Origin of the sequence: Clostridium frigoris (genome assembly GCF_018861865.1) — a bacterium.
GTDB classification, from domain to species: domain Bacteria; phylum Bacillota; class Clostridia; order Clostridiales; family Clostridiaceae; genus Clostridium_AD; species Clostridium_AD frigoris.
Genome location: NZ_JAHLDV010000020.1, coordinates 1 through 24,902, shown reverse-complemented (window position 1 = coordinate 24,902; position 24,902 = coordinate 1). Strand labels below are relative to the sequence as shown.

Sequence of the window (24,902 nt, the reverse complement as noted above, 5' to 3'; positions counted from 1 at the left end):
AAAAACACTAGATGTAAACTATTAAGTTAGTTTATATCTAGTGTTTTTTTACCACTTTTTATTTTTACGATTATAGATAAACCTATTTCTTATTTTTCGTATTTTTCTTCGCCTAAGAATTCTTATTCTTAAAAAGACTATTAATAATACTAAGATAATAAGAACATATTTTATTATGTTTTTAAAAACAGAAAATGAATTAGAACTTGGTAAAGCATCATTTAAAATTGTGTTTTTAAGAGCAGAAGTATTTTTAGTATAATTAATTCCACTAGTTAAATCTAAAGGATAGGAGTTTTCACCAAAAGAAATTACGGCTTTGTTTACTAAATCGCCTTTCTTGATAGATGAAGAATTTATTTTCTTTTGCTCAATTTTAGTAGTTGAAGTTGAAGTTGAGTTTTTAGCTTTAACGATATATAAATCCTTTGAAGCAAGAAGTGGAAGCACCGTGCCATCCTCTAACGTTAATTTTGATACAACATCATTCTTACTGAATTGTTTTACAAGCTCAAAATTCTCAAATCCATAATCTAGCAGTTTTCTGCTATCCGGGAAAAAAGTTTTTTTAGAGTCATGTACAAGAACTACGATAAGTCTTTGTCCGTTTCTTGTAGCCACAGCAATATATGAATGTTGTGATTCAGTAGTATAACCTGTTTTTCCACCTTCGCAGCCTGAATAATAGTTAGGGTCATCCTTATGTATTAGTCTATTCTCATTCCAGAGAGGGCGTTTTATCTTTGACTTATTTGTTGATGCCATTTTATAGGATGGAGTTGTTGCAATAACCTTGAATTCGGGATGTTTTGTAAGCTCTTGCATAATCAATGATAAAGCATAAGCTGAAGTTTTATGTTTTATGTTATATAATCCGTTAGGATTTACAAAATTGGTATTTTTGCAACCTAAAGCATCCGCCTTTGAATTCATAAGTTTTGCGAATTTTTGTGTGGTACCACTTACATGTTCAGCTAGAGCTACTGCGCAGTCGTTGGCTGAAGCTAATATTAATCCATATAACAATTCTTTTACAGTGAGTTTCTCGCCAGCAACAAGGTATATTCTTGAACCTTCAGTAAGTGATGCATTTTTACTTACTGTTACTATATCGTTTAAATTAGAGTGTTCTAAAACTAAAAGTATAGTCATTATTTTAGTTGTTGATGCTGGAGGATAAGCAGAATCCTTATTTTTCTCATAGAGCAGTTTACCAGTAGTGGCGTCAAGTAAAACTACACTGTCGGCAGAAATCCCTTTGGGGGGTGACTTTACTGATGCTTTCACCGTTGTTGCTATATTATAAGATAAAAAAAGTGACGTAAGTAGTATTGCGATTAACTTCTTCATAGGTACCTCCAAGTTTTTCAATGTGTACATTATATCAAAAAAATCATTTCTTAGCGATAGTATTTACGTAAAGTTGTCAATAATTCTATATGTAAGGGAAAAACAGGAAGTAACTATTTTGTTATTATAGGTGATGCCAAGGAGGAAATATGAAAAAGAAAGAGAAAATAATTGGGTCTATAGCTATTTTGTGCATAAGTATTGTCTTTATAATTATTGGTTATGTTTTGTCAACTCCAAAACAAAACGCTACTACTTCAGATTATAAAGATGTATTTGTTGATACAGATAAAACATCACAAACCAATAATGCTGGTGAAGGTAATACATCTTTACCTAAGAAAGTAGAAAATAGTAATGCTAAAACAGAAGATAGTATTATTAAAGTGGATATAAAGGGAGCTGTAAAAAGCCCTGGCGTTTATGAAATAAAAAATGGAAGTAGAGTAACTGATCTCATAAAACTTGCAGGGGGAGGTGCAAAAGATGCGGACCTTGATGCTACAAATCTTTCGAAAAAATTAAAAGATGAAGATTGTATTGTAATTAGTAAAAAAGGAGAGGGTAACAAAGCACAAATGCCTAATGGTAGTGTATCTAATAGTGGTACTCCAAATTCTTCTGTTTCAAGTTCTGATAATAAAGCAGAAGATGTTATCGTTAATATAAATACTGCAAGTAAAGAAGAATTAATGACACTTACAGGTATAGGGGAGTCTAAAGCAAATGTTATAATAGAATATAGAGAGCAAAATGGAGGATTTAAGTCAGTAGATGAACTTACCAAAGTAGGTGGTATAGGAGAAAAGACATTAAGTAAATTTGTAGATAAGATAGATATAAAATAATTAATTTTAAATTATGTGGAATAGTTGTATTTTTATATGAGTTTAGGATAGAATATACAAATGAGTAAGAAAAATTAGAATAATCATGGTTAGAATTGAATAATTCGACAAAATTCCTCATATTGTTATTGAATGCAATTGTATTATATGTTATACTAAGTATAGTGGTTAAGGGGTAAGTAGTTGCTTAACTCACTCAAATTCCTAAAAATTAAATAGACATATTGCGGCTTAGATACATAGTTTTATGTTATCTGAGCCGCTTTTTATTTTACTTTATAAAAAAAAGAGCTCTTAGCTCTTTTTTTTAATTCTCTTGGAGATTATTTAAAGCATTTTCCTCAGTGTTTTCGGAAAGGTTTTTATCAATATGTTCTATTCCGCTTGTCTCAATTTTATAATTACCTCTAACTGCTTGTTTTGTTATGAACCTTTTTTTCATTAAAGATTCAAGAGACGCTTTTAATACTCGAATATTACCTTTACCATTACCTAAATTAATTGCAAGCTTTATTTTAGATATGCTTTGTGGTGATGATGCTTTATTTTCATAAAGATATTTTAATACATTATCTTCAGTTTCTTTTATATTATCTTTCATAAAGATCCTCCTTCATTAGTATATTTCATCATAATATATAATTATACTACATGCATTAGTGAATAAAAAGAAAAATATTTATTAGCGAATAGTTAGATAATAACAGTAAAAATGAAAACGATTAATTTTTTAGTTTAATTTTAATAAAAGAATATTCAAACTATTATAAACGTGTTATAATAATCTTAATAGAGGAGGATAAAATTAGGAGATTTTGATTGAAGTTAAAGTTAGCAAGCAAAATGGTTAAGTATAAAAAATTTAAGTTAAATTACAGTTTAGTTTTAAATAATATATGTAGAATATATAATTATGAACAAAATTTTAAATAAATAATAAGAGGTGGAGTATGGAAGAATACAGGGGTTACGTAATAGAAGTTGTAGAGAATAATGAAAAACAATATCCATATAAAGCAATTGCAACAAAGGAGGAGAAGCAGATAAAACACAAGGGATATAGTAAACTACAAGCTATTGATCTTGTCAAAGGTACTATAAATTTAGAAATAGCTAGGCAATGTAAACAATAGACAACTGGTATCTTTCAGAAGCATTTTATATAAAAGTATTTTATATAAAAGTATTGCATATTAACAATATCTATGTTATTCTTAATGAGTTGGGATTGCAAAATCAACAACATCAAGATTTGATATGATTAAAACATTACCTTTTTAGGCATATAAAGTAAATCAAATCTTAAATCTTAATATAAATAAAAAGGAGACATGTTTAAAATGACAGATAAGACTATTGTATGTAAAGATTGTTCACAAGAATTCGTATTCACTGAGGGTGAACAGGAATTTTATAAAGAAAAAGGATTTGAAAATGAACCACAAAGATGTCCTGATTGTAGAAGAGCTAAAAAACAACAGAACAACAGAGGATTTCAAAGATAATATAATTTAAAAAAATTACCCATAGGAATTTATTCCTATGGGTTTTATTCTGTCCAAATTTATAACATAACTTTTAGATAAATGTAATATAGTATATTGAAGATGGGGATACTTAAGTAGAAGGAGAGATATAATATGAAAAATATAAGACTAAGTAAAGTTACTTTAGATAAAATCAAACTAAATAATATTAATTTAAATAAAAATAATAAAGTTAATGATGAACCTAATCATGTTCATGGCGGAAACTATGTAGGGGAGAGAATTAATGGCATTAAACAGGGGACTGGAACTTTCGTTTATGCTGATGGAAGTAAATATGTAGGAAATTGGAGTAATAACAAAATGAGTGGTCAAGGTACTCTTACTTTTTCTTGTGGAGAAGAATATATTGGAGGATGGATTAATGATGAAAAACATGGATATGGAATATATACTTGGCCGGATGGTGAAAAATACATAGGACAGTGGGATAATGGTGAGAAAAGTGGTCAAGGCATATGCACGTGGCCTACTGGAGACATATACGTGGGAGAATTTCAAGATGGACTTAGACATGGAATTGGAATTCATACCTATTCTGGTGGAGAAAGATACATGGGTCAGTGGGAAAATGATGAAAGAAAAGGGCAAGGAATGTATATTTACTCTAATGGAGAAATAAAAATAAAAAAATAACAGATAAATAATTCTGTTATTTTTTTATTCCTATTTTTTATTTGTAACGTTTTTATCGTAAATGTAATATCATATACCAACAAAAGAAAGAAATAGAAGGAAACTTATGATAAAGTGGACAAACTTATGAGAAAAAATTATATAAGGATATTTGCCTTCAGAGAGGGGGGAAATATGTATGTGTTGTTGGTGGTTAATATTATTGTTACTAGTTGAAGACGATGGATTTTGTGGAAACAATAGATGTGGAAACAATAGATGTAGAAACAATGATTGTTGTTGTACCAATACTATTATTATAAATAGAAATAGGAAATGCCATAAGAAAAACCGAAATGTATGTTCTGATTAAGAACAGTATAACGTGTTTTTGTATCAGAAAATTAAATTAATTATTTAGAAACAAGGAGATTTTAGTAGCATATGCTAAAGTCTCCTATTTATTGTACGAAGATTATAAAAGGTAAAAACTTAAAAGGATAGGTTGGGTAATATGAAAAAATGGTATGGAAAAACAATGACAAAGGTAATTAAAATGCTTAATTCTGATATTGATTTGGGGCTAGATGAAGAAAAAATAAAATATATGAGAGAAAGCTATGGTGAAAATACTATATTGAAGCCTAAAACTGAAAGCCTTTTAACTTTGATAGTTAATCAAATAAAGCAGTTATGGTTTTTTGTATCGCTAGCATGTATAGCTATGTTATTTTATAATAAATTACTTATTATAGGTTGTTTTGTAACTTTGATAATAATACTTAGTGTTATGCTTTTAATAAATGGGGATTATAAAGAGAAAAAAAGTTTAGTGGCAATAGATAATTTAAATACAACCCAGTCTAATGTAAAACGTTTTGGAAAGATAATTAAAATAAATTGTGAAGAAATGGTGGTTGGAGATATTGTTTTTCTTGAAAAAGGTAGATATGTTTCAGCAGATATTAGAATACTCGAATGTGAAGATCTCAAGGTAGTAGAAGTTTCGGTAACAGGTGAAAAATATGAAGTTGAAAAATACTCTATGAAGATAGAGGAAGAGGTTGTGAATCTTTCTGAAATAAAAAACATTGTGTTTAAATCTTCATTTATTACTGAAGGTTCTGGCCTCGGTATAATTATTGCTACTGGAATGAATACACAAATTGGAAAGATTATAAAGGTGTTACTTGAATCTAAAAATAATAGCAGTTCATTTAGTAATAGTTTAACAAAAGTTGTTAATAGAGGTTCAATAATTACTTTAATAGTAGGATTAATTACATTGATTTTTACAACATATAAAAATAATGGAATTCATGAAACTGTAAATTCACTTATTTATATTTCTATGACGTTTAATTCTTCAATGTTTATTATAATACTTTATTTATTTTTTTATATTTTTTTTAGTAAATTAAATAAAAAAAATATATATGTAAAAAGTATTGCTACTATATATACACTTACTAATATTTCTGCAATATTCATGAAGAAAATTGGGGCTGTTTCTGAGAATAGACTTATTCTTTGCGAAGTTTATTGTGATGGTAGGCATATTGATATGAAGGACCATAAACTTGAAACTGAAGAAGCTATAGAGAAAATAATTAGTATAGCATTACTTTGTAATGATTCTAAGCTCTTTAATAAAAGCTCGAAGCATTTGAGAGATCTTAATTCTATTGAAAATTTGGAAGAACATGAAATACTTGAATTCTGGAATAAAAATTTTGCTAAAAATAGTAAGATTGAGACAAAGCATAGGAGAATATTTAAGATTGCTTATGATTCTGATAAAAGGATTAAAACAGTTGTGAATAAAATAGATGATAAATATAGAGCTAATGTAAAAGGCGTACTTGATGGAATGTTAAGTAGATGCACTCATATTTTAATTAATGGTGTAGAAAAAGAAATTAATGAGGATGACATCGTGAATATTATAAATGTTCATATAGATATGTCAAATAAAGCATATAACGTTACCGGGTATGCGTATAGAAATTTTAGTTATAAACCTAGCATTGATGAAAATATTGAGAGTAATTTAGTGTTTGTAGGGTTAATAGGTTTTGAGAATCCCATAAAGAAAAACTCGTATATCGCAGTGAACACTTGTAGAAAAATTGATATTAGAGTTATCATAGATCAAGAAGATAATAAATTAGCCTCTTTTGCATTCGGAGAATTAATAGGGTTAACTTGCAAAAAAGAAGAAATTTTATCAGGTATAGAGATGGACTATATGAGCAAAGATGAGTTTGAAAAAAACATTGAGAACGTTAGTATTTTTTCTAAGATTTCACCAAAACATAAAAGTGAAATTGTTAGTGTTTTAAATGAAAAAGGTCATTCGATTGCATCGGTAGGAGATACGTTGACTGATTTAGAGTACCTTAATAAGTCTGATATATCTATTTCAGTAGGGAGTGAATGTAGCAATGTAGTAAAAAAACTTTCAAATATATTTTTGGAGGAAAATGATTTTGGAGATATAGTAAATTTAATACAGGATAGTAAAAAAATTATTAACAATATAAGTAGAGTGGTTTTATTTATAAGCACTTTAGCAGTAAGTGAAATATTTATAATATTATTAAGTATAATTATCAAGAATGGAATGCCATTTACACTTATTTCTAGTTTATCTTTAAATTTTATATTGTTACCTTGTTGTTGCCTTGCAATTTTATTACAAAATATAAATACAGATATAACACTCAAAAATATTGACTATGTTTATATAAAAAATATTTCTATAAGAAATTCATTTGTTATTAGTATTATATATATATTTATTATTGTTATCAAACATAAATTTGTTATTATAAATGTTATGGATACTATATTTATTGCGTTTGTTCTTGTAGAAAATATATTTTGTTTATCGCTATTATGTGAAAAACATTTTTTAAAAAATATAGGGGCTTATACCTTAGTAATATTCAATTTATTATTACAATTTATATTTGTTATTTTAAAATAGAACCTACTTAAAGAAATATTAGCAAATAGAGAGGGTGATTATTTAAAAGATTTATTGGATAAAATAAGGCTGTGGAGGTATATAATACTTGGAAATATATTTAAAACATTGATTATGGTATAATAGAAAAGTACAGAACAAATTTATATGTTCTACTTACGTAAATGATTTTTCAAGTATAATATTTTATTATGGCTAGACCTTTAGTGTATTATGCAGTAACGATATTTATGGGCTGTATTACTTGCTTAATTTTAATAAATAACCCTATTGTAGGTGCATGTATAGCTGTGATTTTTTTAGCTACTATGTATTTTACTATAGATAAGAAGTTTTTTTGCCTAGTAGTTTGTTTTTTCATTATTGGTATTATAAATTACTACTCTTATTTTAATGTTAATTTACCGAATGGACAAAAGCTTAAAGTGAGAATATCAGATAAAAGTACATATTATTGCTCAGCAAGATATAATAATAAGAAGATTAATTTAAAAGGCAATATATTTGAATTCAGTGAAGGAAGAAATGTATGGATAAATGGTAATTTTAAAAAGGAAGCAGTATATGAAAAGGGTACAGTTGGAACATATACAGTTAAAAGCTACGAGATTTGTGATGAAGATATAATATCTAAAATTGAAAGTTTTAGAAAAGGGTTATATGAAAAATTTTCAGAAAGTTTAGGAAAAGAAAAGGCGGCCCTAGTTATGGGGGTATGTTTTGGAGATAGTGGATACATAGAAAAAACGCAAAAAGAAGATTTTAAAAAACTTGGTATTAGTCATGTTATAAGTGTATCAGGTCTTCATATGTCAATAGTATATAAGGTTTTAGAAACTGTTATTGGTTATAAAATAGCTTTATTGTTCTCTTTTGGATACATGATATTCACAGGAGGACAATCATCAACAATAAGAGCTTTTATAATGATTTTTATATTAAAAGTAGCTAGCAAAGTATATAAAAAATATGATAGTCTCTCATCTGTTAGTTTGGCTGCAATTATAATATTGGTATTTAGACCTTTTTATATTCTTGATATAGGATTTATGCTTTCTTTTCTTTGTGTTCTTGGTATTATAGTTTTTAACAAGAAAATAAGGAAGGTGTTATATAAATTACCTTCTACTTTAAATGAATCTTTCAGTTTGAGTATAAGTTCCCAAATATTTTCTACGCCTTATGCAGTTGTAGCTCTTAAAACTTTTAGTTTAGGCTCCTTTATTAGTAATTTGCTGTTGCTGCCGTTATATACAGTAGTTGTGGTGCTTGGGAATATGGGGCTTGTGTGTAATGTCTTTTATCCATTATTTAATTTGATAAATTATGGATTGTTTACTGTCTTAATGATTATAGAATTTATTCAAAAGGTGCTTGCAGCATCACTACCAGAAATGCTTTACTTTTCTTTTATAGAAAGTTTAGTTGTATTCGGATTATATCTATGTTATCTTGGAATAAAAAAAGGTTATATGCAATTTAAGTATGTTCCAATCTGTATTATTTTTGTTTTAGCATTTCAAAGTTATAAGGTTTTCCCAGAGGTTAGTTATATAAGCGTAAATAAGAATAACGTGGTTTTAATACAATATAAAAGGACAACGATTGCGGTTACCACAGGAAATATTAATGGAAATGATTTAAAAGTGCCGGCTAATATAGATAGAGTTTTTGAAAATTATACTGGTGAATCTACTATAAGTCTTTCACAAAGATATACTATTAGAATGATAAGTTATCGTGATAAATTAGAAGCACAAGTATGTTTTACACAAGAGACAAGTAAAAAACAGGATATAGTATTACTTAAAAGTGAAACCGATGAAACCACACCATTTAAAGATATAATAAAACTAGAAAATGATGAAACATATGTGCCATCAGGAACAATTATTAATAAATACATAATTATAGGAAATAAAGTTTTAAAATTTTCACAAGGGTTGGAGGAAATAATTGATTAACTATGCAGAGCTTGAGAAAAAGATTAAAAAACATGAATTAGATAATTGTTATATATTTTGTGGGCCAGATGAAAAGTTAATAAAAGATCATGTCGATTATATAACAAATAGCGTACTTGACAAGAATTTTATTGACCTTAATTATTCGAAATTTGATGGTAGTAAAATAGATTTCGAGACAATTAGTGATGCTTGTGAAACTATGCCATTTATGAGCGATAAAAAGGTAGTGGTTGTATATAGGGCGACTTTTTTAGAAGATAATTCAGGAACTAAGAATTCTAATGATTTAAAAAATAAAAATTTTATTATGCTAAATGAATATTTAAAAAATCCACCGCCACAATGTATCTTGATTATATATTATACGTTTTTAAGCGATAGGGAAAAACCGAGTAACAAAATTAAAAAACTAGATAAAAAAGCATGTGTTATAAAAGTTGATAAATTAAAGGGCGAATCTCTTCAGAAAATTTGTAAAAACTTATTTGAAGGTGCTGGAGCCAAAATTGGAAAATCAGAACTTATTTTATTTTGTTCTCAGGTAGATAACAATATGAATATTGTATCAAATGAAGTAGAAAAACTAGTATCATTTGCAAACGGAAGAGAGATTACTAAAAAAGATATTTTGGCAATGATGCCTCAAAAGAGCGAAAATGATATTTTTAATTTAGTTGATTATTTATCTCAAAAGAATATTAAGAGGGCTCTAGACATATTAAATGAACTTATATACAGGGGAGAGAAAATACCATTTATATTATTTATGGTAACAAGGCAGTTTAATCTTTTATTTAATATTAAATTGGGTACTGAAAGTGGGAAAACAAAGGAAGTTTTGGTTAGCGAATTAAGACTTCATCCATATGTTTGTGAAAAAATGATTACCCAAAGTAATAAGTTTACTTTAAAAAGGTTGAAAAGAAATATTGAACTATGTCTTGAAACAGAAAAAGTTTTAAAAAGTACTTCAACTGATGATAAAATAAATATTGAAGTCTTTATGGTAAAGACCGTAATGTAGAGTTAATATTTCAGCAATCAAGGATATGATTTAATTTGAAAAGTAAATAATAAATAAGCAAAAAAATAAAAAAACCGGTGTAAATCACCGGTTTTTTATTATGCTGCTAAACTTAAAGCATTTAATTTTGCTGCAAGTCTTGACTTTCTTCTTGCTGCTTTGTTGATGTGAAGTATTCCTTTTGTTACAGCCATATCTAAAGCTTTTACCACACTTGCATATGTAACCTTAGCTTCTGTAATATCACCAGTAACTAGCGCTGTTTCAAATTTTTTAACCTTAGTTTTTAAAGCAGATTTAATCATTGTATTTCTTTCTGTTTTAACTGCAGTAATTTTAATTCTTTTTTTTGCTGATTTAATATTTGCCATTAATTTTCACCCCCCTTTATATTTAATAACGTGTCAGCAGTTTTGGGGAAACTGCATACGAGTCTATTTAATTAATCAACTAATATTATAGCATTAAAATATAAGCACTTCAAGGGTAAATTCATGGATATGCATAAATTTTAGTAAAGACTTGTATAAATGAGGTATAAAGCCTAAAATAAACATTTTTAAGAATAAGAAAATACTATTAGGAAAGGATAATAATAAAAATGTAGTTGAGGTGAAAATATGATAAGTATAAGAACAGATTTGGCTGTGGAGGCTAAAGAAATATACAAAGAGGAAAACAATGTTGAAATATCTGGTGTTGATGTGGAGGAGTACAATAAGGGAGATATTAAAATTACCAATGTAAAAATAGTAAGCGATATTGGAGAAAAAATGATGGGAAAACCAAAAGGTACATATATAACTATTGATATCCCTGAATTTGTTCACTATGATGGTGATGCTATGGACAGAGTAAGTGTAGTAATGGGAGAGGTTCTATCACCCCTAATAAAATTGGATGACAGTATGACGGCTCTAGTAGTTGGACTTGGCAATTGGAATGTTACTCCTGATGCTGTAGGACCCAAAGTTGTATCGAAAATAATGGTTACTAGGCATTTAAAACAATTGGTACCAGATTCTATAGACGAGGGCATACGTCCAGTATGTGCAATATCTCCAGGAGTTCTTGGAATAACAGGTATGGAAACTGGCGAAATCATTCGTGGTATTGTGGAGAGGATTAAACCCAATTTAGTGATTTGTATCGATGCATTAGCTTCTAGAAAAATGAATAGGGTGAATAGAACTATTCAAATAGGGACATCTGGAATTTCTCCAGGAGCAGGAATTGGAAATAGGAGAATGGAAATAAGTGAGAAAACGTTAGGTGTACCAGTCATTGCAATTGGTATTCCGACAGTAGTAGACGCTGCAACACTTGCAAATGATACTATTGATTTAGTACTTGATGAGATGATTAAATCTGCAAATGAAGGCAAAGAATTTTACAATATGCTAAAATCCATTGATAAAGCAGAAAAACAAAAAATGATTGCTGAAATATTAAATCCTTATGTAGGCAATCTTGTTGTTACACCAAAGGAAATAGATATGGTTATAAACTCTGTTTCTAAAATAATTGCTAATGGCATCAATATAGCATTGCAACCAGCATTAGACCTAGAGGACATAAATAAGTATTTAAATTAGTAATAACTATTTAAATCCCCTCATATATATTGTATAAACAGGGGGGATGAAAATGAGTTACAGAGGTATAAAATTTAAACACAAACATAAGATTATGCCAAGCGAAAAAATGAATTCCTTTAAAAATTCTATTAAAAAAAGTAGTAATGTGAGAATGTTTTTTTGTGTTTTCACATTGCTCATTATTTTTTTATTAGGAGTAATTATGCCTAAAAGCGCGAAGGCTGGTAGTGAAGGGAATTATAGAAGCTATTTTTATATTGGTGTTATTAATAATGTTTTATCTGTAATCAAATCCTCTAGCGTAAAGGGACAAGATACAAATAGTGAAAACACAGAAGGCTTATCAGTTTTGTCATTTTTAGGAGTAGATACTTCTAACCCTATATCAATAGTAGTAAAGGAAATTGCTTATTTAGATAAAAATGAAGTTAGCGCGGATGCAGATAATTCAAAAAAAATTAGTCTTAATCCTTTTAACTTAGATGATAAGCAGGTAAGTAAGTCTAAGGCTAATGTTACCAATGTGGTAGCAAAACTTTATGATCCTAGTTTGAAAGGTACATTAAATAAGGCAAAGCCTCGGGTACTTATATATCATTCTCATACATCTGAAGCTTATCGCACCTCAAACAAGGATACATCAACAACTACTGCTAGTCCAGATCAATCACGTAATGTTGTTGCGGTAGGAGATGAAATAACTGAAGAATTAGAAAATAAATATGGAATTTCGGTTATACATGATAAGAACGTAAATGATACAGGAGATTACAATAATGCTTATAAAAAGTCTGGAGTTACTTTAGATAAGTACTTAAAGCTATACGAAAAATTTGATTTAATTATTGATTTACATAGAGATAGTGTAGTAAATAAGAAGACAGTACTTACAAAATTAAATGGTGAGGATGTTGCGCAATTTATGTTCGTTGTAACAGATAAGAATCCTAGATATACTGAGCAGAAGAAATTAATAAATTCTATGATGTCAATTTCAAATAGATTATATCCAGGACTTATACGTGATAACCCTATTTGGGCTTATCACTGGGGTATGGGCTTTTATAATCAAAATAGAAGTAATAATGCACTCTTAATTGAGGTAGGCACGTATACTAATAGTATACAAGAAGTAAAAAATACAGGTAAATATCTATCAAGAATAATCGCAGAGCAATTAAATGGGAAAAAGTGAATAATTTATTATAAAAAGTGCATCCTTACTAAGGAGAAGATAATAATTAATTGTTATCTATTCCAGAGAATTGTAGGGGGTATTTTTTTATGTTTAAAAAAGGCATTATTAAATATATGTTTATAATAGTCATTTGTTTTTCTATATTTATTTATGGATTTATTGAAGTTAATATTAATAAGCCTGAACTTGTAAAAGAAAAGTCGAAATTTACAATAAACTTAAAATTAAATCCTGTAGATTTTAGAATAGAGACTAATGCATATGTTTTTTATGCAAATGGTAAAATTTTTTATAACATGAAAGAAAAATGTATTGACACTTATAATGATATTTTTATGAATTAAACAAAGTATCATGTAAAATCACAATGCATTGACAAAAACATATATAATTATGATATAATTTAAATAGATGTATAAAAATAAAAAATATTTAAGATATAGTACAATGGGGGTAAAAATTAATGCAGAGCAATAGACAAAAACATATAAGAAACTTTGCGATAGTTGCACATATTGATCACGGCAAGTCTACTCTTGCAGATAGATTACTAGAAAAGACAGGTACTTTAACTAAAAGAGAAATGGAAGAGCAAGTACTTGATAATATGGATTTAGAAAGAGAAAGAGGAATCACAATAAAATCTCAACCGGCAAGGCTAGTTTATAAGAGGGAGAATGGAGAAGAATATATATTCAATCTTATAGACACTCCTGGTCATGTAGATTTTAATTATGAGGTTTCAAGGAGTTTAGCTGCTTGTGAGGGAGCGGTACTTGTAGTTGATGCATCACAAGGAATTCAAGCTCAAACTTTAGCAAATTGTTATCTTGCATTAGATAATGACCTTGATATTGCGCCAGTTATTAATAAAATAGACCTTCCGAGTGCAAGGCCAGATGAGGTAATTAAGGAAATTGAGGATGTAATAGGTATTGAAGCTATTGATGCTCCACGAATTTCTGCGAAAACAGGACTTAATATAGAAGATGTTTTAGAAGCGGTAGTAAATAAAATTTCACCACCTAGTGGTGATGAAGAAGCACCACTTAAAGCTTTAATTTTTGACTCTTTTTATGATAGTTATAAAGGAGTAGTATGTTATGTAAGAATTAAAGACGGCAAAGTTAAACATGGAACAAAGATTAAATTAATGAATACTAATAAGGTATATGAGGTAGTAGAAGTTGGAGTGTTTGTTCCAAACTATCTTCCAGTGCAAGAGTTAAGTGCCGGTGATGTTGGATATATAACTGCATCTATAAAAAATGTTAGGGATGCACGTGTTGGTGATACAGTAACGCAAGCTGATAGACCGGCATTAAATGCACTAAAGGGATATAAACCAGCGATTCCAATGGTGTTTAGTGGTATTTATCCTATAGATGGTGCAAGGTATGAAGAATTAAAAGAGGCATTAGAGAGACTTCAGTTAAATGATGCAGCCTTAGGATTTGAACCAGAAACATCTATTGCTTTAGGTTTTGGATTTAGATGTGGATTTTTAGGTCTTCTTCATATGGAAATAGTACAAGAAAGAATTGAAAGGGAATTTAATTTAGATATCATAACCACAGCACCTTCTGTTATATATAAGGTAATGAAAACTAGTGGAGAATTAATAGAGATAACAAACCCTACAAATCTTCCAGAACCTACGGAAATTAGTTATATGGAAGAACCTATAGTTAAGGCGTCTATCATAACACCATCAGAATACTTGGGATCAGTTATGGAGTTATGCCAACAAAAAAGAGGCGTATACCTTGATATGAAATATATAGAAACTACGAGAGTTGTGCTAAATTATGATTTGCCACTTAATGAAATAGTATATGACTTTTTTGATGCATTAAAATCAAGAACAAAAGGTTACGCATCCTTTGACTATGAATTAAAGGGATATGTGACTGCAACTCTTGTAAAGTTAGACATTTTACTTAAAGGAGAAAAAGTTGATGCTTTGTCCATGATTGTTCCAGAGGAATCAGCTGCGCATAGAGGAAGAGCTATGGCTGAAAAATTAAAGGAACACATACCAAGACAAATGTTTGAAATACCAATACAAGCATCTATAAATTCAAAGGTAATTGCAAGAGAAACTGTAAAAGCTCTTAGAAAAGATGTTTTAGCTAAATGTTATGGTGGAGATATTTCAAGAAAGAAAAAATTATTATCTAAGCAAAAAGAAGGTAAAAAGAGAATGCGACAAGTTGGAAGTGTAGAAGTTCCACAAGAAGCATTCATGGCTATACTTAAAGTAGACTAGTAGCTTCGAAGAAGATAATTAACACTTTGAAAAAGATGATTAGTAGCTTCGAAGAAGATAACTAACACTTCGAAGAAGATAACTAGTAGCTTCGAAGAAGATAATTAATAGCTTTGAAAAAGATAATTAAAGTGAGGATAAAATATGAAGAATGTTGCTTTATATATACATATTCCCTTTTGTAAGCAAAAGTGTTTATATTGTGATTTCCCATCACTAGCTGGCAAAGAGGATTGTATGATTGATTATGCTGCAGCACTCGCAAAAGAAATATATAGTATAAAGAATAAAAAAATAAAAACTATTTTTATAGGTGGGGGAACTCCCACCTATTTATCTTTAGCGGGCTGGAAAATAATAAGAAAAAGTATTGATGCATTAGATAAATGTGATGATTTAGAGTTTACAGTGGAGGGAAATCCAGGAACATTCACAAAAGAAAAATTGAACTTTCTAAAAGAAATGGGAGTAAATAGACTTAGTATTGGACTTCAAGCGTGGCAGGATTCACTTTTAAAGCAGCTAGGAAGAATTCATACTATAGAAGATTTTAAACAAAGCTTTGAAATGGCTAGAAAATTAGGATTTGATAATATAAATGTTGATTTGATGTTTGGACTTCCATCTCAAACTTTCAGGCAATGGGAAGAGACACTACAGAATGTAACTAAGCTTAATCCAGAGCATTTATCTTGTTATAGTTTAATTGTAGAAGAGGGAACGGAGTTTTATAAAAGATTTGAAAAAGGTACATTAAATCTCCCAAATGAAGAAATAGACAGAGCTATGTATGCTAAAACAATAGAAGTTTTAAGGGAAAAAGGATATACACAATATGAAATATCGAACTTTTCAAAAAATAATAAGCAATGTAGACATAATGTAGTATATTGGGAATTGGATGAATACATTGGTTGTGGAGCTGCTTCGCATTCTTACAGTGGAGGCTATCGGTATAGAAATGAAGAAAATATAGAAAAATACATTGAAAAAATGAATCATGATAATAATGCAATAGTTGAAAGAATAAAAAATTCATTTAAAGATAATATGGAAGAGTTTATGTTCATGGGACTTAGAAAGACAAAAGGTGTAAATAAAAGTGAATTCAAGAAAAGATTTGATAAAAACATTAGTGACGTTTACTTCGATGTAATTAATAAATATACAAGCACAGGTTTTATGAAGGAAACTCCCGATAGTATTTTTTTAACCTTCGATGGTATTGAAGTATCAAATGTAATTATGGCAGATTTTCTATTATAAATTATCGTAATATTTCAGCGACCCAGGAGATGATTTAACAGGTTAAGTAGGAAATCGAAGATAAATAGAGCATTTGAAATATAATTTAAAATAAACGATATAAAATAGCCATAATGAAAAAACATGCTTATTGACAAAATTCATAATAAATGATAACTTAAATGTATACCCGTTAGCACTCAACGGAAGCGAGTGCTAATAAAAGAGGTGATATTATGGAAATGGATGAAAGAAAAATAAAAATACTTCAGGCTATAATAACAGACTATATAAACAATGGTGAGCCTGTAGGGTCCAGAACCATAGCTAAAAAGTATGATTTAGGTATTAGTTCAGCTACAATAAGAAATGAAATGTCAGACCTCGAAGAAATGGGATATATTGAACATATACATACCTCGTCTGGTAGAAAACCATCAGATAAAGGCTATAGGTTATATGTTGATAGACTTATGGAACTTACAAAATTATCTTCTGAGGAAGAATATATGATTAAAAATCATCTTATTAATGCTGCACTATACGAAGTTGATAAAATTGTTAAGCAAGCAACACAAATGCTTTCGCTTCTTACAAATCTTACATCTATAATGAAAGCACCTTCTGTTCAAAAAAGCTGTATAAAATATATCCAGCTAATGAATTTAGATTCTATAAGTATTTTGTTTGTAATTATTACAGACAGTGGTATTATTAAAAACAATGTTATAAAGGTTAGTAAGCCAATGAGCACTGCTACTATAGAAAAACTTACCAATATACTTAATTTTAGATTGGGAAAACTTACTATCGAGCAGATAAACTTAGAAGTTATTAACAATTTGAAAAGTGATTTAGCTTTTTATGAAGAAATATTTGCAGGTATTATTCCGGCCTTATATGATAGTTTATCTGGGGTTAAATCTTCAGAAGTGTATATTCAAGGTGCTGCTAATATATTTAATTACCCAGAATATAACAATATAACTAAAGCTCGAGAGTTTTTAGTCTTAGTAGATAATAAAGAGAGTATAAATAGTTTACTAGGTACTAATGACAATACTTCTAAGATTACGATTAAAATCGGTGGTGAAAATTTTGTTGAGTGTGCGAGAGAATGTAGTATCATAACCGCAGTTTATAGCGCTTCTGGAGTACCACTTGGATCCATCGGAGTTATAGGACCAACAAGAATTCCCTACGGAAAAGTTATATCAGTATTGAAGGAAGTAGTTAAAGAATTAAATGATAATATAGCTCAAATTTATAATGATCATAGATGAAATTTTAAGTTAATATGTTTTTTTTGAGCGAGATTTGGAGGAATGATTTAGTGAATACGAATAATGAAGAAATGGTAGATGAAGAAAATATAGAATGTTCAAATGAAGATTCTAATTCAGTAGGTGACACGAGCGAAGTTAAGGAAAGTAATGAAGAGACTGAGAATATTGTAGATGAAACACTAGAAGAAGCTGAAGTGTTACAAGATGCTGAGATAGTGGAGGAAGATGAAGAAGTTGAAGAACTTTTAGAAAGTGATAAAGAAAAAGATATGAGAAAAAGTAAAAAGAAATTAGAAGCAGAAAACAAAAAATTACAAGATGATGTGGATGGTTTTAAAGATAAATTTTTAAGGACAACTGCAGAGTATGAAAACTTTAGAAAAAGGACAATAAAAGAAAAGCAAAACATATACACAGATGCTTGTGCAGATGTTTTAAAAGAACTTCTACCAGTACTTGATAACTTAGAAAGAGCACTTTCAGTTGAAGGTGGTGGGGAGGAATTAAGAACTGGTGTAGAAAATACAGTTAAATTATTTAATACTGCATTTAAAAAATTAGGTATTGAAGAATTATCTTCAACAGGCGAATTTGATCCTAACTTACACAATGCAGTAATGCATGTAGAAGATGAACAATATGGAGTTAATCAAATAGTAGAAGTATTACAAAAAGGATATAAAAAGGAAAATAAGGTATTAAGACATAGTATGGTTAAAGTTGCAAATTAAACTTTAATAGATGTTAAAACCTTTAATAAATATAAAATATAAATATCATATCAATAGTTATTGAAATGATATAAAAGGAATATAGGGAGGAAATAATAATGGGAAAAATTATAGGAATAGATTTAGGTACAACCAATTCATGTGTAGCAGTTATGGAGGGTGGAGAACCCGTAGTAATTTCTAATTCAGAAGGTGCAAGAACTACACCATCTGTAGTATCATTTCAGGCTAATGGGGAAAGACTAGTAGGTCAAGTAGCTAAAAGACAAGCAATTACAAACCCAGATAAAACAATAATGTCAATTAAAAGACAAATGGGTACTGATCATAAAGTAGATATCGATGGAAAATCACATACACCACAAGAGATTTCAGCATATGTTTTACAAAAAATAAAAGCTGATGCTGAGGCTTATTTAGGAGAAACAGTTACAGAAGCTGTTATAACTGTACCTGCATATTTCAATGATAGCCAAAGACAAGCAACAAAAGATGCAGGAAAAATAGCTGGACTTGAAGTTAAAAGAATAATAAATGAACCAACAGCTGCAGCATTAGCTTATGGATTAGACAAAATGGATGTTAACCAAAAAATATTAGTATATGATTTAGGTGGCGGTACATTTGATGTATCTATATTAGAACTTGGTGATGGATTATTCGAAGTTAAATCTACTAATGGAAATACTAAACTTGGTGGAGATGACTTTGACGAAAAGGTTATGAATCATATTGCAGATACTTTTAAAGCAGATAATGGAATAGATTTAAGAAATGATAAAATGGCACTTCAAAGACTTAAAGAAGCTGCTGAAAAAGCAAAAATAGAATTATCATCTTCAACACAAACAAATATTAATCTACCATTTATTACAGCTGACGCAACAGGCCCTAAGCACATAGATATGAATTTAACAAGAGCAAAATTTAATGAATTAACTCATGATTTAGTTCAATCTACAATCGAACCTATGAAAAAAGCAATTGCAGATGCAGGTTTATCTCTTAATGAAATAGATAAAATTGTACTTGTAGGTGGTTCAACAAGAACACCTGCAGTTCAAGATGCAGTTAAAGAATTTACTGGTAAAGATCCTTCAAAGGGAGTAAATCCAGATGAATGCGTTGCACTTGGTGCAGCAATTCAAGCAGGAGTATTAAGTGGAGAAGTTAAAGATGTTTTACTTCTTGATGTAACTCCATTAACTCTAGGAATTGAAACTCTAGGTGGAATAGCTACTCCTCTAATTGAGAGAAACACTACTATCCCAGCTAAAAAGAGTCAAACATTCTCAACAGCTGCAGATGGTCAAACATCAGTTGAAATTAACATTGTTCAAGGTGAACGTCAAATGGCTGCAGGTAATAAATCTTTAGGAAGAGTTACTTTATCAGGAATTGCATCAGCACCAAGAGGTATTCCACAAATAGAGGTTACTTTTGATATAGATGCTAACGGCATTGTTAATGTATCAGCTAAAGATAAAGGAACAGGAAAAGAAGCTAAAATAACAATTACAGCATCAACTAATTTAAGTGATGATGAAATTGATAAAGCAGTAAAAGAAGCAGAAAAATTTGCAGGAGAAGATAAAACTAGAAAAGAAGAAATAGAAATTAAAAATAATGCAGAACAGTTAGTATATCAAACTGAAAAAAGCTTAACTGACCTTGGAGAAAAAGTATCAGAGGAAGATAAGAAAGATATAGAAGAAAAATTAGAAGCTCTTAAAAAGCTTAAAGATGGAGACGATACTGAAGCTACAAAGAAATCTACAGAAGAATTAACACAGGCATTTTATGCAGTAACTACGAAAATATATCAAGCTGAAGCAGAAACAGCAAAAGCTGGAGAAGCTGCTCAAGGCGCTGATAATGCTGATGGAAACGCAGAATCTGACGACAATGTAGTTGATGCTGATTATAAAGTAGAAGAAGAAAAGAAAGAAGAAGAAAAAAAAGAAGAAGAAAAAAAACAAGATAAATAATTATTAAAACAACTAAATTAGGGATGGGTAACTACCCTTCCCTAATTTAATTTGCTTTAAGTAAAACAGTATTATCAATTGTTATAGAATAACTATATAATAATAAGAGTTGTATTATTTTAGGGATTAGTTATAATATATAAGTATATATATTTTAGGTGGTGAAGAGTAGAATGGCAAATAAAGATTATTATGAAACACTTGGCGTAGGTAAAGATGCCGGTGAAGAAGAAATTAAGAAGGCTTTTAAAAAAGGTGCATTAAAGTACCATCCAGATAGAAATCCAGATAATAAAGAAGCTGAAGATAAATTCAAAGAAATGAATGAGGCATACCAAGTTTTATCTAATTCAGAAAAAAGAGCTAGATATGATCAATATGGCACAGCTGATGCTAATGGATCAGGATTTGAAGGTAGTTCTGACTTTTCTGGTTTTGGTGGTTTTGGAGATATATTTGGAGACATATTTGGAGGCGGATTCTCGTCAAGAAATCAGAATGGTCCTAAAAAAGGTGCGGATTTAGAATATAATATAAATCTAACTTTTGAAGAGTCCGTATTTGGTGTAGAAAAAGATGTGTCAATTACAAGAAATGAAAAATGTGGAGATTGTAACGGTAGTGGTGCTAAAGCTGGTACAACTCCTAAAACTTGTGATAAGTGTGGTGGAAATGGACAAATAAAAGTTCAGAGAAATACTGCATTTGGAAGTTTTGCTAGCATGAGCACTTGTGATAAGTGTGGAGGTAGTGGCAAGATAATTTCTGAACCATGTAAAACTTGTCATGGCTCTGGAAAACAAAGAAAAAATAGAAAAATTAAAGTTAATATTCCTGGTGGAGTTGATACCGGAAATGTTATGCCACTAAGAGGCCAAGGAGAACAAGGTGAAAAAGGCGGACCAGCAGGAGATTTATATATAAATATCAGAGTAACACCTCATAAAACTTTTAAGAGAAAAGGAATTGATATTCATATAGAATCACATATAAGCTTTGGTTATGCATCCATGGGTACTGAAATTAAGGTGCCAACGGTAGATGGTGATGTTAAATACAAAGTTCCTGGTGGAACGCAATCTGGCACTGTATTTAGGCTTAAGGGCAAGGGTATACCTAGAGTAAACGGACACGGAAGAGGAGATCAATACGTAAAGGTTATTGTTGATATTCCAAAATCTTTGAATGATAAACAAAAGGAAGCACTTAAAGTATTTATGCAGGCTAATGGTGAGAGTGTAGAAATTTTTGAAGAAAATAAAAAGTCCTTTGTAGATAAAATATTAGGTAAATAATAATAAAAACCTCGTTTTGTAAAACGGGGTTTTTTATTTTAAATAAGGAGAATATAAATGGATAAAGATTGGGTTGAGGTAACTATAATAACAAGTACAGCGGCAGTTGAGGCTGTGTCTGCAATGCTATATAATACTGGAGTGGAGGGGGTTTCTATTTTAGATCCTTTAGATTTGATTTATAGAAGGGATCATACTACGGATTGGGACTATTTTGATGAAAGTATTATTGACACAAAGAGTGGAGTTGTAATTAAGGGATATTATAAAAAAGATCAACATTTCAAGAAGCATTTAGAGGAAATTAAAACAGGGGTAAATAATTTACCAAGTTTTGGACTAGATAAAGGTGTAGGGTCTGTTACTGCAGAGAAGGTAAATGAGGAAGATTGGGAAAATAACTGGAAAAAGTATTATAAACCATTAAAGGTGGGAGAAAAAATAGTTATAAAACCTATATGGGAAAAGTACAATGAAAACCCTGGTGAAATAATTGTACAGCTAGATCCAGGAATGGCTTTCGGTACTGGTTCTCACGAGACTACCAGAATGTGCATAAAGGCACTAGAACGATACGTAGACGATAGTTCGACTGTTTTTGATATAGGTACAGGGTCGGGAATATTAGCGATCACAGCGGCTAAGCTTGGTGCTAAGAAAACTGTAGGAGTTGATCTGGATCCAGTTGCTGTAGATTCTGCAAAACAAAATGTTTCATATAATGATATAAATAACATTGAAATATTATATGGAGACTTACTTGATGTTGTAAAAGGGAAGGCTAATATAGTTGTAGCAAATATAATGGCTGATATAATTATGTTTTTGACGGATCAAGTTAAAGAAGTTATAACTAAGGGTGGATATTTTATATCTTCAGGAATAATTTTATGTAAAAAAGAGGAAGTAATAAATAAGTTAACAAAGTGCGGATTTACAATTGAAGAGATAAATATCGAGGGAGAATGGGTTTGTATAGTTGCAAAACTATAAAAAATGTCTAAGCTCGGGGAGGATAAACAATGCATAAATTTTTTGTACCCAAAAGTAGTATAGATGATAATAAAGCTATTATAGAAGGCGAAGATGTAAAACATATATATAAGGTATTAAGACTTCAGGTTGGTGAGATGGTAAGTGTTAACAATTCTTGCGGCACGGAATACATAGGTGAAATAACTTATATAGATAAGAGTGTTGTAAATATAAATCTTCTTAAAGAAAATCCTATAAATAATGAGAGTCCTGTTGAAGTGTACTTGTTTCAAGGTATGCCGAAATCTATAAAAATGGATTTAATAGTTCAAAAGAATACTGAACTTGGAGTTAAAGAGATAACCCCTATAATTACAAAGAGGGTAGAAGTTAAAATTGAAATAATGGAAATTAAAAAAGCTAAGGAGCTTGATAAAAAGATAGTTAGATGGAATAGGATAGCCCTTGAAGCTTCTAAGCAAAGCAAGAGAAGTTTAATACCCGTAATTAATCCCCCTATAGAGTTTGATAATTTACTTGATAAGTTAAAAGCTATGGATTTAGTGGTAGTTCCCTATGAGAATGAAGAGGGCTATGGCATGAATAAATTAGTTAAAGAAATAGACAAAGAGAATATTAATAAAGTTGCAATTGTCATAGGACCTGAGGGTGGATTTGAGGAATTTGAAATATCAAAACTTAAAGAGATAGGAGCAAAAATAATCACTTTAGGACCAAGAATACTTAGGACTGAAACAGCTGGGTTTACATGTTTAAGTTTAATAATGTATGAGCTTTCTGACCTTGGTGGAAGTGTAAAATAAATTCTAATTAATTTATTTAAAAGGAAAATTAGCATTTATGTTGAATAATATAGTATAAGATGAATTGGAGGTGATTATGTGGAAAAGGAAGATTGTCTTTTTTGTAAAATTATAAAAAAGCAAATCCCATCAGAAATGCTATATGAAGATGATAAAGTTATAGTTATTAAAGATATAAGTCCTCAGGCACCTGTACATGTTATAATTATTCCAAAGCAACATATTGATAATTTAAATTGCCTAAAACAAGATCAATCAGAAATAATAGGTCATATATTTATGGTTGCTACTAAGGTTGTACAGACTTTGGGAATTGCAAAGACTGGCTATAGAATTGTTTCTAATTGTGGGGAGCAAGGGGGTCAAACCGTTCAACATATACATTTCCATTTGCTCGGTGGGAGATTACTTGAGTGGCCACCTGGTTAATTTATAATTAGTTGATAAATTGAATTTTTGATAATGTTTTATAAAAAAACGTTATATATATAACAAAACAGCAATGAAAATGTTGACATTATGTAAAGCAGTGTTGTATAATAAAAAATGTGCTATTTAGGCCCCGCATTAGCTGCTTTTAAATTGAATTGAGCTAGCGGAGGGAGGGATAATGATGTCAGAAATTAAAGTTGGAACAGACGAGACAATTGAGAATGCTTTAAGAAGGTTTAAGAAAAAGTGTGCAAGAAGTGGAGTGCTCGGAGAAGTAAGAAAAAGAGAACACTACGAAAAACCAAGCGTTAAAAAGAAATTGAAATCAGAAGCTGCAAGAAAGAGAAAATTTAAATAGATTTTTAAAATTGAGAAAGACAAGATTTGTTTTTTTATGTAAAAATCTTGTTATAATACCTTCCTCAGCAGTAACTAAATCAGAAATTTAGAGCTATTCAAAAAAGCAGTGGTGGGATTGGGATTTAATAGTATGGAAACGTAAAAAAAAGTTATGTTTACCTTATAACCTAAAGTTAAAGGTTAATTAGATGGTAAATTTGATTGCAAAATAATATTTTAATGAATAAGAGATTCAGCATTTGCTGAGTCTTTTTTTGTACGTCCAGCATGTTAGCTGAGCCGATAGGCTGAAAGAAGCCTATGTCGCCTAACCAACGGGAAGACAACCTGAGAGCAAGGGATTTACTGGCAACGGTAGGGT

The 24,902-nt window shown here is 29.8% G+C and carries 24 protein-coding genes; 21 read left to right on the top strand and 3 right to left on the bottom strand.

Going from position 1 to position 24,902, the window contains the following annotated elements; translation table 11 throughout:
• Window positions 1–48: 48 nt before the first annotated feature.
• On the bottom strand, window positions 49–1,350 hold the full coding sequence (locus tag KPL37_RS10180; RefSeq protein WP_216148965.1) for a D-alanyl-D-alanine carboxypeptidase family protein: 1,302 nt from the start codon (window positions 1,348–1,350) through the stop codon (window positions 49–51).
• Between the two features lie 149 nt (window positions 1,351–1,499).
• Between KPL37_RS10180 and KPL37_RS10175 the strand changes: the two genes are divergently transcribed.
• On the top strand, window positions 1,500–2,198 hold the full coding sequence (locus tag KPL37_RS10175; protein ID WP_216148962.1) for a helix-hairpin-helix domain-containing protein: 699 nt from the start codon (window positions 1,500–1,502) through the stop codon (window positions 2,196–2,198).
• 307 nt (window positions 2,199–2,505) lie between these two features.
• Here KPL37_RS10175 and KPL37_RS10170 read toward each other — a convergent pair whose 3' ends face one another.
• The gene (locus KPL37_RS10170; protein WP_216148959.1) at window positions 2,506–2,799 is read right to left on the bottom strand and encodes a hypothetical protein; all 294 of its coding nucleotides are present in this window, start codon (window positions 2,797–2,799) and stop codon (window positions 2,506–2,508) included.
• 349 nt (window positions 2,800–3,148) lie between these two features.
• Between KPL37_RS10170 and KPL37_RS10165 the strand changes: the two genes are divergently transcribed.
• From KPL37_RS10165 to holA, 7 genes are all read left to right on the top strand, one after another.
• The gene (locus tag KPL37_RS10165) at window positions 3,149–3,331 is read left to right on the top strand and encodes a hypothetical protein (RefSeq protein ID WP_216148956.1); all 183 of its coding nucleotides are present in this window, start codon (window positions 3,149–3,151) and stop codon (window positions 3,329–3,331) included.
• Window positions 3,332–3,538: 207 nt separating this feature from the next.
• Window positions 3,539–3,703, top strand: coding sequence for a zinc-ribbon domain-containing protein (locus KPL37_RS10160; protein ID WP_071613616.1), 165 nt, complete (start codon window positions 3,539–3,541; stop codon window positions 3,701–3,703).
• Window positions 3,704–3,838: 135 nt separating this feature from the next.
• Window positions 3,839–4,381, top strand: a complete 543-nt coding sequence (locus KPL37_RS10155) for an MORN repeat-containing protein (protein ID WP_216148953.1) — start codon at window positions 3,839–3,841, stop codon at window positions 4,379–4,381.
• Window positions 4,382–4,559: 178 nt separating this feature from the next.
• Window positions 4,560–4,733 (top strand): hypothetical protein, encoded by a 174-nt coding sequence (locus KPL37_RS10150; protein ID WP_216149043.1) that lies wholly within the window; start codon window positions 4,560–4,562, stop codon window positions 4,731–4,733.
• 141 nt (window positions 4,734–4,874) lie between these two features.
• The gene (locus KPL37_RS10145; protein WP_216148950.1) at window positions 4,875–7,349 is read left to right on the top strand and encodes a P-type ATPase actuator domain-containing protein; all 2,475 of its coding nucleotides are present in this window, start codon (window positions 4,875–4,877) and stop codon (window positions 7,347–7,349) included.
• 191 nt (window positions 7,350–7,540) lie between these two features.
• On the top strand, window positions 7,541–9,313 hold the full coding sequence (locus KPL37_RS10140; protein ID WP_216148947.1) for a ComEC/Rec2 family competence protein: 1,773 nt from the start codon (window positions 7,541–7,543) through the stop codon (window positions 9,311–9,313).
• Window positions 9,306–10,340: a DNA polymerase III subunit delta gene (holA, locus tag KPL37_RS10135; RefSeq protein ID WP_216148943.1), complete on the top strand. Its 1,035-nt coding sequence runs from the start codon at window positions 9,306–9,308 to the stop codon at window positions 10,338–10,340. The genes KPL37_RS10140 and holA overlap by 8 nt, the downstream gene beginning before the upstream one ends.
• 98 nt (window positions 10,341–10,438) lie before the next feature.
• On the opposite strand, the gene rpsT is transcribed toward holA, so the two are convergent.
• Entirely contained in the window at window positions 10,439–10,711 is a 273-nt protein-coding gene (gene rpsT / locus KPL37_RS10130; protein WP_216148940.1) for a 30S ribosomal protein S20, read from the bottom strand.
• Window positions 10,712–10,960: 249 nt separating this feature from the next.
• On the opposite strand from rpsT, the gene gpr reads away from it, so the two are divergent.
• From gpr to rpsU, 13 genes are all read left to right on the top strand, one after another.
• Window positions 10,961–11,935, top strand: coding sequence for a GPR endopeptidase (gene gpr, locus KPL37_RS10125; protein WP_216148937.1), 975 nt, complete (start codon window positions 10,961–10,963; stop codon window positions 11,933–11,935).
• Between the two features lie 52 nt (window positions 11,936–11,987).
• Complete coding sequence (locus KPL37_RS10120) at window positions 11,988–13,133, top strand: stage II sporulation protein P (RefSeq protein ID WP_216148934.1); 1,146 nt, start codon at window positions 11,988–11,990, stop codon at window positions 13,131–13,133.
• Between the two features lie 89 nt (window positions 13,134–13,222).
• On the top strand, window positions 13,223–13,480 hold the full coding sequence (locus tag KPL37_RS10115; RefSeq protein WP_216148931.1) for a hypothetical protein: 258 nt from the start codon (window positions 13,223–13,225) through the stop codon (window positions 13,478–13,480).
• Window positions 13,481–13,599: 119 nt separating this feature from the next.
• On the top strand, window positions 13,600–15,405 hold the full coding sequence (lepA, locus tag KPL37_RS10110) for a translation elongation factor 4 (protein ID WP_216148928.1): 1,806 nt from the start codon (window positions 13,600–13,602) through the stop codon (window positions 15,403–15,405).
• Between the two features lie 144 nt (window positions 15,406–15,549).
• On the top strand, window positions 15,550–16,671 hold the full coding sequence (hemW, locus tag KPL37_RS10105; RefSeq protein WP_216148924.1) for a radical SAM family heme chaperone HemW: 1,122 nt from the start codon (window positions 15,550–15,552) through the stop codon (window positions 16,669–16,671).
• Window positions 16,672–16,886: 215 nt separating this feature from the next.
• Window positions 16,887–17,933, top strand: coding sequence for a heat-inducible transcriptional repressor HrcA (gene hrcA, locus KPL37_RS10100; RefSeq protein WP_216148921.1), 1,047 nt, complete (start codon window positions 16,887–16,889; stop codon window positions 17,931–17,933).
• Between the two features lie 71 nt (window positions 17,934–18,004).
• The gene (gene grpE / locus KPL37_RS10095; RefSeq protein ID WP_216149041.1) at window positions 18,005–18,667 is read left to right on the top strand and encodes a nucleotide exchange factor GrpE; all 663 of its coding nucleotides are present in this window, start codon (window positions 18,005–18,007) and stop codon (window positions 18,665–18,667) included.
• Window positions 18,668–18,765: 98 nt separating this feature from the next.
• Entirely contained in the window at window positions 18,766–20,655 is a 1,890-nt protein-coding gene (gene dnaK, locus KPL37_RS10090) for a molecular chaperone DnaK (protein ID WP_216148918.1), read from the top strand.
• A 173-nt stretch (window positions 20,656–20,828) separates the two neighbouring features.
• On the top strand, window positions 20,829–21,950 hold the full coding sequence (gene dnaJ, locus KPL37_RS10085; RefSeq protein ID WP_216148915.1) for a molecular chaperone DnaJ: 1,122 nt from the start codon (window positions 20,829–20,831) through the stop codon (window positions 21,948–21,950).
• A 57-nt stretch (window positions 21,951–22,007) separates the two neighbouring features.
• Window positions 22,008–22,943 (top strand): 50S ribosomal protein L11 methyltransferase, encoded by a 936-nt coding sequence (prmA, locus tag KPL37_RS10080; RefSeq protein WP_216148912.1) that lies wholly within the window; start codon window positions 22,008–22,010, stop codon window positions 22,941–22,943.
• A 29-nt stretch (window positions 22,944–22,972) separates the two neighbouring features.
• Entirely contained in the window at window positions 22,973–23,749 is a 777-nt protein-coding gene (locus KPL37_RS10075) for a 16S rRNA (uracil(1498)-N(3))-methyltransferase (protein ID WP_216148909.1), read from the top strand.
• A 135-nt stretch (window positions 23,750–23,884) separates the two neighbouring features.
• On the top strand, window positions 23,885–24,178 hold the full coding sequence (locus tag KPL37_RS10070; protein ID WP_216149039.1) for an HIT domain-containing protein: 294 nt from the start codon (window positions 23,885–23,887) through the stop codon (window positions 24,176–24,178).
• A gap of 184 nt (window positions 24,179–24,362) precedes the next feature.
• The gene (gene rpsU / locus KPL37_RS10065; RefSeq protein WP_071613601.1) at window positions 24,363–24,539 is read left to right on the top strand and encodes a 30S ribosomal protein S21; all 177 of its coding nucleotides are present in this window, start codon (window positions 24,363–24,365) and stop codon (window positions 24,537–24,539) included.
• The last annotated feature ends 363 nt before the right edge of the window (window positions 24,540–24,902 follow it).